This window comes from Flavobacterium sp. GNP008, assembly GCF_056428965.1.
Map to the genome: position 1 here is coordinate 476,216 of NZ_JBWJVL010000002.1, position 17,064 is coordinate 493,279.

Below are 17,064 nucleotides of genomic sequence, written 5' to 3' on the forward strand. Positions count from 1 at the left end.
TTATAAATTTTCAATGAATTTAGTTAATAAATGAACGCCGTAAGCTGTTGCGTGTTTACTTTTAGCAAATTCGTCATCTCCAAATGCTACTCCTGCAATATCAAGATGCGCCCAAGCTTTGTGATCTTGAGTGAAATATTCTAAAAACTTAGCAGCACTTATAGCTCCTGCAACTGGTTTTCCACTGTAATTTTTAACATCCGCTATATCGCTTTCAATATCTTGCTTGTACACCTCCCAAAGTGGCAAAGGCCACAAGCGTTCTCCAATTGCATCTCCAGCTGCTTGTAATTTTTTAGCCATTTCGTCATTATTGGTAAACAAAGCACCACATTCATAACCAAAAGTTCCAACGCTGCTCCCTGTAAGTGTAGCAATATCAACTATGTATTTTGGGTTAAAATTCTTAATCAGATACGATAATCCATCTGCTAATACAAGCCTGCCTTCAGCATCAGTATCTATAATTTCAATTGAATGCCCGCTATAACTATGAATAACATCACTTGGTAAAAATGATTTAGCATCAACTGAATTTTCGGCACAAGGAACAATGGCTGTTACTTTTACAGGTAATTGCAAATCGGCTATAAGTTGCATGGCTCCAAGTACCGCAGCCGCGCCAGCCATATCACATTTCATGTGAACCATTCCTGCAGTTTTTATATTAAGACCGCCAGTGTCAAAGGTGATTCCTTTTCCTACTAACCCAACATGTTTTAAGTCTTTTACCTCTAATTTAGGAGAATAATTCAGTATAATAAATTGTGGTTCATTTTCACTTCCTTTTCCTACTGCTAAAAAGGCCCCAAGCCCTATAATTTTGGAGGCTTCGTAGCCCAAAATCTCAACATCAAATCCATACGTATCACCAGCGTCCTTAGCCCAGTTTGCCAAATATTTTGGAGTAACAGTATTGGGTGGAAGGTCAACTAAATTATACGTTCCTAATTGTGCTTTTGCTATCTTTATTCCTTTTTTGGCTGTAGCCAAATAATCTTTTTCAGAAACTAAACTTAAGCTAAAAGTAGGTTCTAAAAAGGGGTGTAAGTGTTTATCTGATTTAAAATGTCCTAAATCATAAGTTCCCAGAAGTAATCCGGAAACAACAGCTTCCATTTGATCCTCAGTAAATTGGTCTGGTATAACTAAAGCCACATTTGAATTAAAACTGTCCTTTTGTTTAGATGAAATACGACGAAAAATAGTTTTCAATGATTTATAATCTATTGTTTTTCCTAAACCAATAAACACATAAGTAGTGTTACTTTTTTCGGCTAGATAATGAGTGTCTTTTTTTCCATAAAAAACTTTAGCATCAATCTCTACTCCATCATAGGCAATAGGAACAATACTTTTTGAATACGTTTCAAAAGCCGGAATCAAAATTGTTCCTGAGAAATTAGTTAGGTTTTGTAATGTATTTACTTTCATTTGCTCATTTATTTTTACTTATTGTTCAAAGATACCATATAGCGTTTGTTAAGTATTTTTCGTGTTAAAAAATAACCATTCTATTGCTTTAGGAAACTCATCACTCCAATAGGTTTCACTATGCTTCCCTTGCCTGTTAATGCTTAAATTAAGCATTGATTGGTCTTTTATAAACTCGCTTGAAATCAAATTATTTTGAAATTTTTTTAGATCCGCAATCATTGTTTGACTTTCCTTTTCACCTGCATACAAATAAATTTTAGTGTCGGTTATTTTTGGGTTTTTTGAATTAATTTTTAATTCCGGAACTACCCAAAGAGAGGGGGAAAAAATCATTAATTTTCCATACACATCTGGGTTCCTCAATCCACTAAATATGCTAACAAGTCCGCCCATTGAGCTTCCTCCTATTCCGGTAAATTCCCTTTCTTTTTTAGTTCTAAAATTACTATCCACAAATGGTTTTAGCGTATCGGTTACAAATCGGATGTATTTCTTTCCTTGCCCTTTACCTAATACTGTTTTACCTACATTGTATTCTTTAATGCGGTCTTCTTCGGCGTGTTCTATTGCAATAATAATAATTTTTCCTATTTTATATTCAGACATCACCGCCAGTTTTTTATCAATTTCCCAATTGCCAAATTCGGCTGATTCATTGAATAGATTTTGAGCATCTTGCAGATAAAGTACTGGATAACTTTCACTGGAATTATCATAATCATGAGGTAATAAAGCCCAAATTTTTCTTGTCTTATTGAGTTGAGGAATTTCAAATTCATCTGAAATCAATAAAACTTGAGGTAAATAAGATGGCTTAAATGGTAACCAGTTTTTCCTCCATCTGGCAACGTGTTCTTTTTGAATACCTGTGTATATATTTGTTGAACGATTTTCTGTACGATTGCCAAGGCTGTCAATTTCTACATCACTCCAATCTCCTTTAGTAAATTTATACAAAAGAGTAGCAGGATAATCAAAATCATGTGGGAATTTATAATGGTACGAACTTCGATTAATTTTCTCCATAATAAATTCTTTGTCCTGAGTACGCCAATTATTGAAATTTCCTGATATATATACCGGTCGGGCATCGTGTTCATCAGTAGTCAGGATTATATGTAAACCGGTATTAATTATTGGACTATTTAGTTCTTTAATAATTGTGGTATTGTCTGAATTCATCACTTGCATTATTGTACTTCTAATTTAAAAATAAATAGTAAATATAGTGGATTGTGCTTTGAAATAAAAGAAAAAAAGAAAACCCAATAGAAAATGAATGACTATTGGGTTTTATGTATGAAAAGTAGGTGAACTAATTTTTCTTTTGGCGGCTTTTTAAAACAGTTACCACATCATCTAATTTAAACCCTTTGGCTTGCAGTAATATAAGATAATGAAAAAGTAAATCGGCGCTTTCACTCAAAAACAAATCGTCATTATTATCTTTGGCTTCAATTACCACTTCGATCGCTTCCTCTCCTACTTTCTGGGCAATTTTGTTCATCCCTAGTTTAAATAAAGAAGCAACATAACTTTTTTCAGAATCAGCATTCTCTTTTCGAACTTGAATCGTATCTTCTAGTGTTGTTAGAAAACCATAATCCACTTTATTTATACCACTCCAACAGGTATCTGTCCCTTTGTGACAGGTAGGACCCTCGGGTTTTACTTGAATCAATAAAGTGTCATTATCACAGTCATTTTTGATGTCTATCAGATTCAAAAAGTGGCCACTTTCCTCCCCTTTAGTCCACAGCCTTTGTTTAGTTCTGCTAAAAAAAGTTACCTTTTTGGTATCGATTGTTTTTTGATACGCCTCAGCATTCATAAAGCCAAGCATTAGCACTGTTTTAGTTTCACTGTCTTGTATTATAGCAGGAATTAAACCGTCAGTATTTTTTGAAAAATCTATATTCATTTTTTTAATTTTAAAGATTGAAAATTAGAGATTGAAAGACTATCTAATCCGATTTTCTTTTCTCTTTATTTAGTATCTATTTCTATAATCTAACTTCGATATTATTCTTTTTTAGGGCTGATTTCAATGTTTTGATTTCAATTTCTTTAAAATGAAAGACACTTGCAGCCAATGCTGCATCAGCTTTTCCTATTTGAAAGGTGTCCACAAAGTGTTGAATATTTCCCGCTCCTCCCGAAGCTATTATAGGGATATTAACTAAACTCGCAAGTTTTGCCAAAGCTTCGTTTGCAAAGCCATTTTTAGTTCCATCATTATCCATTGAGGTAAATAAAATTTCTCCTGCACCTCTTTGCTCTACTTCTTTGGCCCAAGCAAATAAATTCCATTCAGTAGGCACTTTTCCTCCTACTAGATGAACAATCCATTCTCCATCAATCTGTTTAGCATCAATTGCAACCACAACACATTGGCTGCCGAACTTCTGAGCCAAATCATTAACCAACTGCGGATTTTTTACCGCCGAAGAATTAATAGAAACCTTGTCCGCTCCGTTTTGCAATAAGACTTCTACATCATTAACTGATGAAATTCCTCCACCAACGGTAAACGGAATGTTTATTGTGGCAGCGACTTTACGTACCAAATCAATTAAGGTTTTTCTTCTTTCCTCGGTTGCTGAAATATCTAGAAATACCAATTCGTCAGCACCCTCATCTGAATATATTTTAGCCAATTCTACTGGATCTCCAGCGTCACGCAAGTCTACAAAATTAATGCCTTTTACGGTTCTTCCGTTTTTTATATCGAGACAGGGTATAATTCTTTTTGTAAGCATTTCTGTTTGTTGTTAAAAGTATTATTTATTCAAATACTGGGCGCAAAAAAGTTCGTTCATAGCTCAATATACATTTAGTGTCTGTTGCTATTTTGAAAGCTTCTATACACTCTTTGTCGTCTAAAATTAGTGTTCTATAATTCTCATATTCAGATAAGCTCGGAAATGAAAACAGTGCAAATGCAATATTATTTGCACCTTCAGATGGTAAAAAGTAACCATGATGGTTCCCTCCAAAACGGTTGACTAATTTAATCCATCTTTTACTATAATCCTCAAAAATAGCCACTTGAAAAGGGTCTATTGTGTATTTTAAATAACAAGTTATCATACTTTATATCTTAAATTGAACTATTTACTAATTATGTAGTGCTCTAATTGTTTCAACGAAATTCTTCCTTCATAAATTGCCTTACCAATAATTGTTCCTTCACAACCCATTTCAGCTAATTTTGGTAATTCATCAAAGGTAGAAATTCCTCCTGAAGCAATTAATTTTATGCCGTTGGCTTGCGCCAAAATTTTAGCGTATAAATCAAAGGATGGCCCTTCAAGCATGCCGTCTTTGGCAATATCGGTACAAATCACGTACTGAATCCCTTTAACTTGATACTCTTGGATAAATGGAATCAAATCTTCATTAGAATCTTCTAACCAACCAGAAACTGCTACTTTTTCGTTGTTGGCATCTGCTCCCAAAATAATTTTATCAGCACCATATTCTGCAATCCATTTTTCGAATAATTCTCTGTTTTTAACGGCAATACTTCCACCGGTAATTTGATTGGCACCACTTTCAAAAGCAATTTTCAAATCGGAATCCGATTTTAATCCACCACCAAAATCAATTTTCAATTTTGTTTGTGTCGCAATTTGTTCCAGTATTTTGTAATTGACAATTTGACTTGATTTTGCTCCGTCTAAATCAACCAAATGTAAGTATTCGATTCCGTGTGCTTCAAATGATTTCGCTACTTCAAGCGGATTCTCATTGTAAATAATTTTGGTATTATAATCACCTTTTGATAAGCGAACACATTTTCCATCAATGATATCTATTGCGGGTATTATTCTCATTATAAATAATTTAGAGTTTTAAAAAATTAGATAGAATTTGTTCTCCAATATCACCACTTTTTTCTGGGTGAAATTGTGTTCCATAAAAGTTATTTTGCTGTAATGCGGATGCATATTCTACCTCATAATTGGTTGTTGCAATGGACTCATCACAAGTAGGAACATAAAAACTGTGTACTAAGTACATGTATTCATTCTCTTTTATTCCCTGAAACAAAGCCGATTTTAAATTATAGATTGTATTCCAGCCCATTTGGGGTACTTTCACTTTTGGTGTGAATTTAATCACATTAACATCAAAAATTTCTAATCCTTTTGTATTGCCTTCTTCCGATGATTTACACATCAATTGCATCCCAAGACAAATTCCTAGCACAGGCTGTTTCAATGTCGGAATTAATACATCTAAACCACTGTCTATTAGCATTCTCATGGCAAAACTGGCTTCGCCTACACCAGGAAAAATAACTTTGTCAGCAGCTTTAATTTCTTTCCAATCGTTACTCAAAACAGCATTGTATCCCAATCTTTCAATGGCAAACTTGATACTTTGAATATTCCCTACTCCATAATTTATAATAACTATTTTCATCTATTTAATCTTATTGTTGTAAAGTCAAAAGGCATAAAATCAATTTTGATTTTCGCCTTTAGGGTTTTGACTTAATTAAAGCATTCCTTTAGTTGAAGGTAAAATCATCTTTTCAGTATCTCGTTTTACGGCTACTTTTATTGCTTTGGCAAAAGCCTTAAAAATGGCTTCTATCTTGTGATGCTCATTTGTTCCTTCGGCTTTAATATTGATATTGGCTTTCGCACCGTCCGAAAAGGATTTAAAAAAATGATAGAACATCTCCGTTGGCATTTTTCCGACCATCTCACGCTTGAATTCGGTTTCCCAAATCAACCAGTTTCTACCTCCAAAATCAATCGCCACTTGCGCTAAACAATCATCCATTGGTAAACAAAAACCATAGCGTTCAATCCCTAATTTATTGCCTAAAGCTTTTGCAAAAACTTCACCTAGAGCAATCGCTGTATCTTCAATCGTGTGATGTTCATCTACTTCCAAATCTCCTTTTACTAAAACCTCTAAATCCATTTGTCCATGACGCGCAATTTGGTCGAGCATGTGGTCAAAAAAAGCAATTCCAGTTTCGATTTTACTTTTCCCGGTTCCGTCTAAATTCAAATTGATATAAATATCCGTTTCGTTTGTCTTTCTTTCTATGGAAGCGGAACGTTCTTCTAATTTCAAAAACTCATAAATATCTTTCCAATTCGTGGTTTGTAAAGCAATAACATCTTCTAATTCGTGTCTTTTCGAAGATATTTCATCACTTCCCAAACTTTCGTCAGTATTGATAAAAATCGCTTTTGAGCCTAGATTTTTAGCCAATTCCACGTCAGTTATCCTGTCTCCAATTACGAATGAATTTTCTAAATCATACTCAGGATTATCAATATATTTTGTCAACAAACCTAATGCAGGTTTGCGAGTTGGTGCATTTTCGTGTGGAAATGTTTTGTCAATTAATACTGCTGCGAAAACAACCCCTTCATTTTTAAACGCTTTCAGGATCAAATTGTGGACAGGCCAAAAATTAATCTCCGGATGAGAATCAGTTCCCAAACCATCTTGATTAGTTACCATTACGAATTCGAAATCCAATTCCTTAGCTATTTTAGCTAGGTATTGAAAAGCATTTGGATAAAATTCTAATTTTTCAAAACTATCCAATTGATAATCACTTGGCTCCAAAACCATTGTTCCATCACGATCTATAAAAAGTATTTTTTTCATTAAAAAAAGTTTAGATTTTAAGGTTTAAAGTTGTTTTAACACCTCAATTAATTTCATATTTTCTATTTCGGTTCCAACAGTCAAACGCAAACAATTTTCGCATAAAGGTTGGGTTGTTCTGTTTCGAATTACAATCCCCTTAGCAATCAATTCAGCATATCTTTTATTGGCATCATCTACTTTGATTAAAATAAAATTAGCTTCTGTTGGGTAGATTTTTTGTACAAAATTGACGTTAAGTAATACTTTAAGTAATTCTTCTCTTTGTATTATTATAGAATTAATTTCTTCATTTATAATATTTAAATCATCTAATCGATTTAAAGCTCTTTTTTGAGTCAACTCATTCACATTGTAAGGCGGTTTTATTTTATTCAAAACCGAAATTACTTCAGCAGATGCATAGCATACTCCTAATCTTATTCCAGCTAAACCATACGCTTTAGATAGTGTTTGGGTAATGACTAAATTGGGGTATTCGTCTAGTTCATTAATCCAACTTTCCTTTTTTGAAAAGTCAATATATGCTTCATCAATCACTACTAACCCTTTAAAATTTTGTAAAAGGTACGCCACACTTTCATCAGAAAATGAATTTCCTGTTGGGTTATTAGGCGAACATAAAAAAATAATTTTAGTTTTTACATCAACAGCTTCAATAATTTTCTCGATTTTGGGTTGAAAATCGGATGAAAGCAAGACTTCTCTATTTTCTACTGCATTGATATTGGCCAAAACACCATACATTCCGTATGTTGGCGGCATAGTGATTACGTTGTCTGTTTTTGGTTCGCAAAAAGCTCTGAATAATAAATCCAATACTTCATCACTTCCGTTTCCCAATAAAATTTGATTAGTTTTGACATTTTTTTGTTTTGCCAAAATTCCTTTAACACTCATTTGTTGGGGATCTGGATACCTGTTAACCCCATTTTCAAAAGGATTTTCATTGGCATCCAAAAAAATCATATTCACAGTATCAAAACCCTCAAACTCATCTCTAGCCGAAGAATAAGGCTTTAATTGCTTTACGTTTTCTCTAACTAAACTATTTATATCGAAATTATTTTCCATTTTCAATTGCATTTAATCGTAGTGTAACAGCATTTTTGTGTGCGTGTAATCCTTCGGCTTCTGCCATAATTTCTATGGCTTTTCCAATATTTTGTATTCCTTTTTGGGATATTTTTTGAAAAGTCATTGCTTTAGTAAAACTATCCAGATTTACACCACTATAATTCTTTGCGTAGCCGTTAGTAGGTAACGTATGATTTGTTCCTGAGGCATAATCCCCCGCACTTTCAGGAGTATAATTCCCAATAAAAACAGAACCGGCATTATATACGCCGTTGCTGTAAAAATCATCAAATTCAGAACAAATTATAAAGTGTTCCGGTCCGTACTCATTGATTAGTTCTAAAGCAATTGTATCATTTTCTACAAAAATTAATTTTGAATTAGTAATCGATTTTTCAGCAATTGCTCTTCTTGGTAAAACCTCCAGTTGGATTTGGATTTCATTTTCAACGGCATCAATTAATTTTTTAGAAGTAGAAACTAAAATAACCTGACTGTCTGCACCATGTTCTGCTTGTGATAATAAATCAGATGCTACAAATGCAGGAACTGCAGTATCATCTGCCACAATTAATAATTCAGATGGTCCTGCCGGCATATCGATTGCTACGCCAAATTGAGTTGCCAATTGCTTAGCAACAGTTACAAATTGGTTTCCAGGGCCAAAAATTTTGTACACTTTTGGAACCGATTGGGTACCAAAGGTCATTGCTGCAATTGCTTGAATACCTCCAACTTTTAATATTTTTGTTACCCCGCATAAATTTGCAGCATATAAAATAGCAGGATTTATAATTCCATTTTTATCTGGAGGGGAACATAATACTATTTCGTTGCAACCTGCAATTTCTGCCGGGACTGCTAACATTAAAACCGTTGAAAATAAAGGTGCAGTTCCGCCCGGAATATACAAACCAATTTTTTGAATGGGTCTTTTTTCTTGCCAACACTTTACACCTTCGATCGTTTCTACTTCTATTCGCTCCGTTTTTTGGGCAATATGAAATTTTGTAATGTTTGATTTCGCAAGTGATATAGCCTCTTTCAGTTCTATGGAAACAGATGCTATAGCTAAAGCAATTTCGGCTTTGCTAACTTCAATTGTCTCGATTTTTACTCCATCAAAAAGAGAGGTATATTTTGCAACAGCAGTATCGCCTTTTTTCTGTACTTCGTTGAATATTTCTTTGACTGTTGCTTCGATATCATCAACAGTTTTTGTTGGTCTTTCTAAAATGGAAGTCCAAGTATCCGATTTTGGATTGTATATTTTATTCATTTTAATTGTATTCAAAGATTAGATGATTCCTAAATTAAAATAAGTGTTTTTTAATTTATTAAATGTTATTTGAAACTTTAAAGGACCATTTTTTCTATTGGACAAACCAAAATTCCTTCGGCACCAGCTTCTTTCAATAAATCAATCACGTCCCAGAAACTGTCCTTGTCTATTACAGAGTGTACGCTACTCCACCCTGGTTGCGCTAATGGCAACACGGTAAGGCTTCGTAAAACGGGTAGTATTTTTCCAATAGCTTCAATTTTTTCATTGGGAACATTCATCAAAATGTATTTTGATTTTCGAGCTCTCAGAACAGATTCTATTCTGAATTGTAGAATATCGATTAGCTTTTGAACTTCTGGCGTGACCTTTGGGGAAACCGCTAAAACAGCTTCACTGTTCAAAATTACTTCTACTTCTTTTAGATTATTTTTAAACAAAGTACTTCCACTGGACACAATATCTACAATAGCGTCCGCTAAACCAATATTAGGCGCAATTTCTACCGATCCTGAGATTTGGTGGATATCAACTTTTAATCCAAATGAATCAAAATATTCGTTTACCGTATTAGGATAAGAGGTGGCAATACGCATACCGTCAAGATCCTTGATGGAATTGTATTCAAAAGTTTTAGGAACTGCAACAGAAACTTTACATTTAGAAAAACCCAGTTTTTGAGCGATTATAATATTTTTTCCTTTTTCTACCAAAAGGTTATCGCCAACAATAGCAGCATCAACAACTCCATCTAATAAATATTGGGGAATATCTGAATTTCTAAGGAATAATACTTCTAACGGAAAATTCGTTGCTTCCGCTTTTAATTGGTCATTCCCATTATTGATGGAAATGCCACAATCTTTTAAGATTTGTATGCTGTCCTCATTTAAACGTCCTGATTTTTGAATTGCAATCTTTAATGTACTCATTTTTTAATTTTTTTTGTTTAAAATATTTTGATTGAGTACAAATAAGGGTAATAAAAAAACCCGTTTGATGTACTCAAACGGGTTTTAGAATATGTTGATTTACACACATATCATTAACACATCGCTTGAGAGCAATAATGTAAATGATGATGATGGAATTGATTTGTAAACATTGAATTTATTTTCTTTTTAATTCTTCTGCAAATATAGGAGATATATTTATTTAAAAGCAATTTTTATTTTAACTTATAGTTATGAATTTGTTAAAATTATTTTTCTTTCATCTGAATATCTAATTTTTCTGGAGATAAACTATCTTTATTAATCAATGGATTCAAGTCTTTTTCTCTAATTTCAGTGTGTCGAATCTCACCTCCTGTTGTACCTACATTAATGGAAATAATTCCTGATAGTAAAGCCAAAATCAAAGTGATAAATGAAAATATCTTTGCTAATCGAAACTTTTTGATAGAAGCTACTATTGAAATTAACGCAAAGAATCCAGTGACATAAAGTAGTAAAGCAAATTTTTCGGCTATTTCTTCATGTTCATGAATAATGGCTTTGCCAATTCCTGGAAAATCTTCCACTATCTCTTCGGCCCCTTCTCCAGTGCTCATGCTCAATATACCAAAAACGGTAGCAATAATTAATACAATATAGGCTGTGTTTTTTACGGAATCATTGTTTAAAAGCAATCCTGTTATCAATATTCCGATTCCAAAAATAGTTCCGATAATTGGAAAATGGTTTACCACCATATGCAAGTGCGCATCATTCATATTCGTTTTTTTTAGATATAAGTTTGTTAAGTGTTCTAAATTTAATAATTATAAACCAATGTATGAGCCATTCAGATAGGATTTAGGAGTACCCCTAAAGGATTACTTCAGGTTTACTTTAGAGAAACTCAATATAACAGTTGTGCCTATATTTTCTTCACTTGTAATTGTGATATCAATATTAAGTAGTAAACATAACCTTTTTACAATTGACAAGCCTAGTCCACTGCCTTTTATTTCAGGATGTTCATTCGATTTTGAACGGTAGAATTGATGGAAAATTCTATTTAAGTCTTCTTTAGGGATTCCTATTCCTGTATCAATTATTTGACATTCAATTTTAGAATGAGTTTCTTTTATGTTGACCGTTAAATTTCCATTTTCATTGGAATACTTTAACGCATTAGAAATCAAGTTACTAATAACAATTGAAAACAAATAACTATCCGTTTGCAGATAATAATCGCTAGGAAAATTAGTATAAATATTAATATTTTTGAACTTAATGAGGGGAGAATTCCGGGCTATAATATCTAAAAACACAGCATTTAAATAGACTTTTTCTATTTTTAAACTCTGATTTTGATTTTCAAATCGCGCCAATAAAAGCAATTGGTCTACTAAATGGTTCAATCGATTGACTTCTGCAATACAAAAATTTATTTTTTCCTCATATTCGCCCTGATTTCGAGGTTTCCTAATTAAAACTTCTAAGGTTCCTTTAATAACCGTTAACGGGGTTCTTAATTCATGTGATGCATCCGAAGTAAATTGTTTTTCTCTTTCAATGGCTGTTTCAATTCTATCCAATAAATTATTTATGGTTTGTGATAAAATATACAATTCGTCACGGTTTTGAGGCAAAGGAATTCTGGAAATTAGATTGTCTTTTGTAATTATATTAGAGGTCCTTATAATAGAACTAATGGGTTTGATACTTCTACCAGCAAAAAATCGAGCAATAAAAAAAAGTAGCACCAGAATCAAAGGATAAACAATAATCAGTACTTCGGATAAATTATTAAGTACCATTGTAGCATCTTCTAAAGACATAGCAATAAGGATGTAACCAATCACTTTTGTTTTTTGATATATCGGAACTTGAATTTGTCGAATCGAATTATCGGCTAATTTTGTGTCAAAAAGTTTATTTGATGGATTTTCTTTATTGAATGTTAATGTCGCTTTTTTAAGATTAGGAGATTTCTCAATAACATTTTTATTATGATCAACAAACTGAATGAATACTGGATTTACATCTAGTGTATTGTGTTCGCGTTCTTTCCATTCTTCCTGATCAATTAAATTAAATGTGTTGCCCAGAATTTCAATTTCAGATAAATGTTTCTCTATTTCCGTATTTATATCATTATTCACATGGCTGTAAACGCTAAATTCTACAATAGAATAAATAATAAAGAAAACTGCAAAAATCAATAAAGCTGTAGTTATAATATAATAAGAAGCGATTCTATTTTTAAAGGAAAGTTGTTGCATAATTATTTAGTCAATTGCAATATAGCCAACACCACGAACGGTTTTTATATAGTCTTGCTCAATTTTTAAATTCAATTTTTTACGAATTGCATTCATGAAAACATCAATAACACCCGTGTCATATTCAAAATGTATGTCCCAAACGTCCTCAATAATTTGAGTTCTAGTGCAGACTTTACCTTTGTTTTTTACTAAATATTTTAATAGATCAAATTCGCGTTGGGTTAAATTTACTTCATTTTCATTTACTAGAACACGATGTTTCGCACTATCAATTTCAATTGTTCCAAGTTTAAGGATGTGATTTTCATTTTGATTTCGGAAATGAATCTTAATTCGTTCTACTAATTCGTCAAAACTAAATGGTTTTTTTATATAATCGTTTGCACCAGCTTTTAAACCCTCGATAGTTTCTTGCACGGTATCTTTTGCAGTCAAAAAGAGGATTGGAGTGTGACTGTTTTTCAATCGAATGGCCCTACAGAGTTCCAATCCAGTCATTTTGGGTAACATCCAGTCTAGTAAAATTAAATCAAAGTTGTGTTTTAATGTTAACTCAAATCCCTTTAAACCGTCTGAAGCACTGCTTATTGTATACCCTTCTTCTTCTAATCCTTGTTTAAGGAATTGAATAATACCAGCTTCATCTTCGACAATCAATATGTGCATATTTTTACTACTTTAAATTTTATTGCATTATAAACTTAAACGCTATGGTGGCAATGTTAGCCTTTAGAGTATCACTTCTTTGATAATGATTGAATCTAAAATCAATGTTTTTTAGACCAAATTTCCAAATTTTTGAAGCCGTAAAAATATCGGTATAATTAATCCCAAAACCATATTGATTGGCATCAAATGTAGCTAAATCAGCATCGGAGGAATAATATCTTTGCGTTGATAGATGAGTTTCATAAGGGGCATAATATTTTGAAGCTATTTGTGTGTAATACCGATACATTGGAAAAACCGTGAATTTATCTGATACTTTTATAGGAAGTTCAATAGTTGCTGTATGGGATTGAATGTCCCAGTTATCAGAATAGAAGCGATAATAGGTTCTCACTATAAATCGTTCATTAATATAATAATTTAATCGTGCTCCTAATGGTATTTTAGATCTGGAGTCCGGTAATCGCTCTATGTCATCTGCCAGTTTATAAACACCCGTATTTGTTGTGCTTTCATAATTATTTATATATTGAGCTTGACCTATGTAATAATTAGCTTTATCAGCAAAATAAATTCGGTGATACGGAGAGGACAACAAACCTTGTTGCTGTAAAATATCAAAGAAAATGGAGAACTGTAACTTTTTAGTTACTACTTGAGAAAATCCAAAAGAAGCAGAATAGGAATTTCTATTTACTGCGGTAATGGTTTGAAATGCAGAAGGTAAATAACTCGTAGAGCCTTGTCCGTTTTGATCTAGAACAGTTACACCGTTAAAATAGCCTTGTCTCATAAAATTAGCACCATATAAGGAGTATTCATGAAGTTCAGTAGGATAAATAGGCCTCCATTGATCAAGGTACACATTAGCTTTAAAGCTTAATTCTGTATTTTTTTGATTAAAAAGAGTTGCAATTCCTCCGCCAAAACCGATTGAAGTATAATCGTACTCATTCGAAAAAGAAACATCCGAATTCCAAATAAAATTTCTAGAATCGCTACTATGACTATAATTAGCTCCAACTGCTACTAATTGATCACTTCTTGAAGCACCCGAGGATGCCTGCCATGGAGTTCCATTAGGTCCGCTCCCATTGGGACTGCCTGAACTGGAAGCTCCAGTTGAATTAAACGGGTTGATATTACTTGATGATGCTGATGAATAGGCTGATATCCCTAAATCAATTGTTAGAACATCATCTTCATTTAATGGCATTGCCACCACGATATTTGATGCTACATCCGTTAATTTTTCAGAACCAATTCCTCCAGAAACGGCTGATTTTGATCCGTCTTGGAGGTAATAACTGGCTAAAAAATCAACCTCAGTATTTTCTAACACTCTTTTTTTAAATACTGGAACCGTGCTTTTATCTTGCGAAAATACAGTGCCACTGATTAATAGTATTAAAAGTAAAAAATTTATTTTCATTGTGTAAAAATTACAATTTATATTTTTTTGCGCATTAGTTACAACCACAACCGCCTCCTGATTTACCCCCGTTTGCTCCTGCTGCCGCTTCTCGATATACTTGAAAAGAGGTTTCATATCGCTCCGCTGTTCTTGCAGTGAGTTTCATATCGGGATCATTAATTTTTTCTTTTTCATATTCTTTTACGGTGCTACACGATTGTAGAATCAGTACTGTGAAAAATAAAACCGCTATCGTTTTTACCATTTTAAATGTCGTTAATTAATTATATTTTTTGATGTCAATTCCTTTTGATGAAAAAATCTTTCCTTTATCATCAACAATAATGCACTCTACTCCCTTAAGTTGATTTACTAAATCAATACCAACCTCTACTCCAAGCACAAAAATTCCTGTGGCTAAAGCGTCAGCAATTTCAGTTTGCTTTGCAAAGACAGATACGCTTACCACGCCAGTTGCCGGATAACCTGTTCTTGGATCTATAATATGTGAATAGCGCGTTCCATTAAAAATCACATACTTTTCATAACTCCCTGAAGTTTCAACGGCACTATCTTCTAAAGGAAATGTAGCGAAAATTTTATTTTTATTCAAAGGGTTTACAATGCCCACATTCCAAAGTTTTCCATCGGGTTGTTTTCCCCAGGCATTGATATCTCCCGAAACATTTACAATACCGGATTTGCATCCTTTAGAAAGCAACAAATCCTTAACTTTATCAGCAATATAGCCTTGGCCAATGCCGCCCAAACCCAATTTCATTCCTTCTGATTTAAGAAAAATAGTCTGATTTTTTTTGTCTAGAATAATATTTTTATAGCCAATTTTCGCCACAGATTTTTTTATCGCTTCTTCCGTTGGCATTACTTTCATTGAACCATCAAACTTCCATATTTTGTCCATAGAGGCATACGAAATATCAAATGCACCAGCAGTAATTTGAGAAATTTTAATCGCTCTTTCTACTAAATCAAAAACCTCGGCATTTACTTTTACAGGTTGAATACCTGCATTTTTATTGACTAGTGAGATCTGTGTAGTAGGAATCCAATCAGAAATTAAGTACTCAATGCGTTTGACTTCGACTATAGCCAAATCAATGTACTCATTTGCTTTAATCGTATCGTTTGCCACAGCCGTAACTTCAAAAGGACTTCCCAACATAGACAACTTCCTTTTATGGGCAATCTGACCAAAAGAAACAATCGATGTCAACAATAAACAGAGTAGAATTGATTTTTGCATTATCTCTCAAATGAATGGATTAGTTCAATATATTCTGTAGGAGAAGTGTTTTTGAATCCTGTAATTCCTAATACACTACCTGTTTTATCTAAAAGTAAAACCAATGGAAAATTTCCCGACTTATTGTATTGTTCCGCTAGTTTTTTATTACTTTCTGACAATTCAGATGCTAACTGATTTACTTTTTTCTTTGGAAAATCAGCTTTGTAAATGACCCATTTTTGATCCGCTTCTTTTTGAAATTCTTCTGATTTCCAAATAGTATTTTCTAATTTTATACAGGGTGCGCACCAATCTGATCCTGAAAAAACAAGAAGAATGTTTTTATTTTCCTGAAGCGCTTTACTACTTGCCTCTTCAAAATTTGTTGTCCAGTTTTGGGAATATCCAAGTGTTCCTAAAAAGAGAAAAAAAATAAGCACGTGTTTTTTCATTAGAGATCTATTTTAGTGGTGTAAAAGTATTTAATTCTTCTGTAGGAATGCTTTCAAATGGTTAAAATTAAGTAAGAATTAATTATGTATAAAAGTATTAATTAATATTTATTTTCAATTTAATTCCCCCTTTAAAAGACACCAATTCATACTAACAACACATTTTAATTAAACATAAACGGTCAAAGTTGTTCCTGCTAATGTAGTTTTATACTCTTTCAAATTAGAAGAAGCTGGCCCGCTTGTAACAACCCCTTTACTTGTAAATTGGGAATTATGCCTTGGACAAACAAATTTATTGCCTCCTTCATCATAATTGACAATTACTCCTTCGTGTGGACATGCCGCTGAAACTGCTAAAAATTCACCTGCACTAGTTCGTGCAATAATTATTCCTTTGGTCACTAGAAACCCGCCGTTTGTAGCTAAAGTCCCCATGCTTACATCAACTGTAAAATTCGAATTAGCTGATGGCGCTGGAGTACCAGCGTTAGTGCCTGATCCTGTATTGGTGTCATCTGAACTACAGCTTGTGGCCATGCCTGCAAGGCAAGCCGGTAACAAAACTGTTGCAGCTCCAAATCCTACTCTTGCAAAAAATTCTTTTCTAGTCATAATTCTTTTATGTATTGG

Annotated in this window: 19 protein-coding genes; all 19 read right to left on the reverse strand. The window is 33.1% G+C overall.

The genetic code is table 11. From position 1 onward, the window contains the following. Positions 1 to 1,434 (reverse strand): leucyl aminopeptidase family protein, encoded by a 1,434-nt coding sequence (locus tag AC0608_RS08425; protein WP_478288758.1) that lies wholly within the window; start codon positions 1,432 to 1,434, stop codon positions 1 to 3. Positions 1,435 to 1,482: 48 nt separating this feature from the next. Then, positions 1,483 to 2,619: an alpha/beta hydrolase gene (locus AC0608_RS08430; protein WP_478288759.1), complete on the reverse strand. Its 1,137-nt coding sequence runs from the start codon at positions 2,617 to 2,619 to the stop codon at positions 1,483 to 1,485. Between the two features lie 133 nt (positions 2,620 to 2,752). Next, the gene (gene hisIE / locus AC0608_RS08435; RefSeq protein ID WP_417960045.1) at positions 2,753 to 3,358 is read right to left on the reverse strand and encodes a bifunctional phosphoribosyl-AMP cyclohydrolase/phosphoribosyl-ATP diphosphatase HisIE; all 606 of its coding nucleotides are present in this window, start codon (positions 3,356 to 3,358) and stop codon (positions 2,753 to 2,755) included. An 82-nt stretch (positions 3,359 to 3,440) separates the two neighbouring features. After that, positions 3,441 to 4,196, reverse strand: coding sequence for an imidazole glycerol phosphate synthase subunit HisF (gene hisF, locus AC0608_RS08440; RefSeq protein ID WP_478288760.1), 756 nt, complete (start codon positions 4,194 to 4,196; stop codon positions 3,441 to 3,443). Between the two features lie 25 nt (positions 4,197 to 4,221). Then, positions 4,222 to 4,527, reverse strand: a complete 306-nt coding sequence (locus AC0608_RS08445) for an NIPSNAP family protein (protein ID WP_417989990.1) — start codon at positions 4,525 to 4,527, stop codon at positions 4,222 to 4,224. A 20-nt stretch (positions 4,528 to 4,547) separates the two neighbouring features. Further along, the gene (gene hisA / locus AC0608_RS08450) at positions 4,548 to 5,273 is read right to left on the reverse strand and encodes a 1-(5-phosphoribosyl)-5-[(5-phosphoribosylamino)methylideneamino]imidazole-4-carboxamide isomerase (protein ID WP_478288761.1); all 726 of its coding nucleotides are present in this window, start codon (positions 5,271 to 5,273) and stop codon (positions 4,548 to 4,550) included. 10 nt (positions 5,274 to 5,283) lie between these two features. Next, positions 5,284 to 5,865 (reverse strand): imidazole glycerol phosphate synthase subunit HisH, encoded by a 582-nt coding sequence (hisH, locus tag AC0608_RS08455; protein WP_417989989.1) that lies wholly within the window; start codon positions 5,863 to 5,865, stop codon positions 5,284 to 5,286. A 75-nt stretch (positions 5,866 to 5,940) separates the two neighbouring features. After that, on the reverse strand, positions 5,941 to 7,077 hold the full coding sequence (gene hisB / locus AC0608_RS08460; RefSeq protein ID WP_417960050.1) for a bifunctional histidinol-phosphatase/imidazoleglycerol-phosphate dehydratase HisB: 1,137 nt from the start codon (positions 7,075 to 7,077) through the stop codon (positions 5,941 to 5,943). Between the two features lie 24 nt (positions 7,078 to 7,101). After that, positions 7,102 to 8,151, reverse strand: a complete 1,050-nt coding sequence (gene hisC, locus AC0608_RS08465) for a histidinol-phosphate transaminase (protein ID WP_478288762.1) — start codon at positions 8,149 to 8,151, stop codon at positions 7,102 to 7,104. Beyond that, positions 8,141 to 9,433 carry a histidinol dehydrogenase gene (hisD, locus tag AC0608_RS08470; protein ID WP_478288763.1) on the reverse strand — a complete coding sequence of 431 codons (1,293 nt, stop codon included), beginning with the start codon at positions 9,431 to 9,433 and terminating at the stop codon, positions 8,141 to 8,143. The genes hisC and hisD overlap by 11 nt, the downstream gene beginning before the upstream one ends. 77 nt (positions 9,434 to 9,510) lie before the next feature. After that, on the reverse strand, positions 9,511 to 10,368 hold the full coding sequence (gene hisG, locus AC0608_RS08475; protein WP_417960053.1) for an ATP phosphoribosyltransferase: 858 nt from the start codon (positions 10,366 to 10,368) through the stop codon (positions 9,511 to 9,513). 269 nt (positions 10,369 to 10,637) lie between these two features. Then, positions 10,638 to 11,150, reverse strand: a complete 513-nt coding sequence (locus tag AC0608_RS08480) for a hypothetical protein (protein WP_417960054.1) — start codon at positions 11,148 to 11,150, stop codon at positions 10,638 to 10,640. Positions 11,151 to 11,252: 102 nt separating this feature from the next. Further along, positions 11,253 to 12,647: a sensor histidine kinase gene (locus AC0608_RS08485; protein WP_478288764.1), complete on the reverse strand. Its 1,395-nt coding sequence runs from the start codon at positions 12,645 to 12,647 to the stop codon at positions 11,253 to 11,255. Positions 12,648 to 12,653: 6 nt separating this feature from the next. Beyond that, positions 12,654 to 13,316, reverse strand: a complete 663-nt coding sequence (locus tag AC0608_RS08490) for a response regulator transcription factor (RefSeq protein ID WP_478288765.1) — start codon at positions 13,314 to 13,316, stop codon at positions 12,654 to 12,656. A gap of 19 nt (positions 13,317 to 13,335) precedes the next feature. Beyond that, on the reverse strand, positions 13,336 to 14,751 hold the full coding sequence (locus AC0608_RS08495) for a DUF3570 domain-containing protein (protein ID WP_478288766.1): 1,416 nt from the start codon (positions 14,749 to 14,751) through the stop codon (positions 13,336 to 13,338). A 34-nt stretch (positions 14,752 to 14,785) separates the two neighbouring features. Next, complete coding sequence (locus tag AC0608_RS08500) at positions 14,786 to 14,998, reverse strand: DUF4266 domain-containing protein (protein WP_478288767.1); 213 nt, start codon at positions 14,996 to 14,998, stop codon at positions 14,786 to 14,788. A gap of 15 nt (positions 14,999 to 15,013) precedes the next feature. Beyond that, positions 15,014 to 15,997, reverse strand: coding sequence for an FAD:protein FMN transferase (locus AC0608_RS08505; RefSeq protein ID WP_478288768.1), 984 nt, complete (start codon positions 15,995 to 15,997; stop codon positions 15,014 to 15,016). Further along, on the reverse strand, positions 15,997 to 16,431 hold the full coding sequence (locus AC0608_RS08510; protein ID WP_478288769.1) for a thioredoxin family protein: 435 nt from the start codon (positions 16,429 to 16,431) through the stop codon (positions 15,997 to 15,999). Before AC0608_RS08510 ends, AC0608_RS08505 begins: the two co-directional genes overlap by 1 nt. A gap of 168 nt (positions 16,432 to 16,599) precedes the next feature. Beyond that, entirely contained in the window at positions 16,600 to 17,046 is a 447-nt protein-coding gene (locus AC0608_RS08515) for a QcrA and Rieske domain-containing protein (RefSeq protein WP_417960061.1), read from the reverse strand. Positions 17,047 to 17,064: the final 18 nt, after the last annotated feature.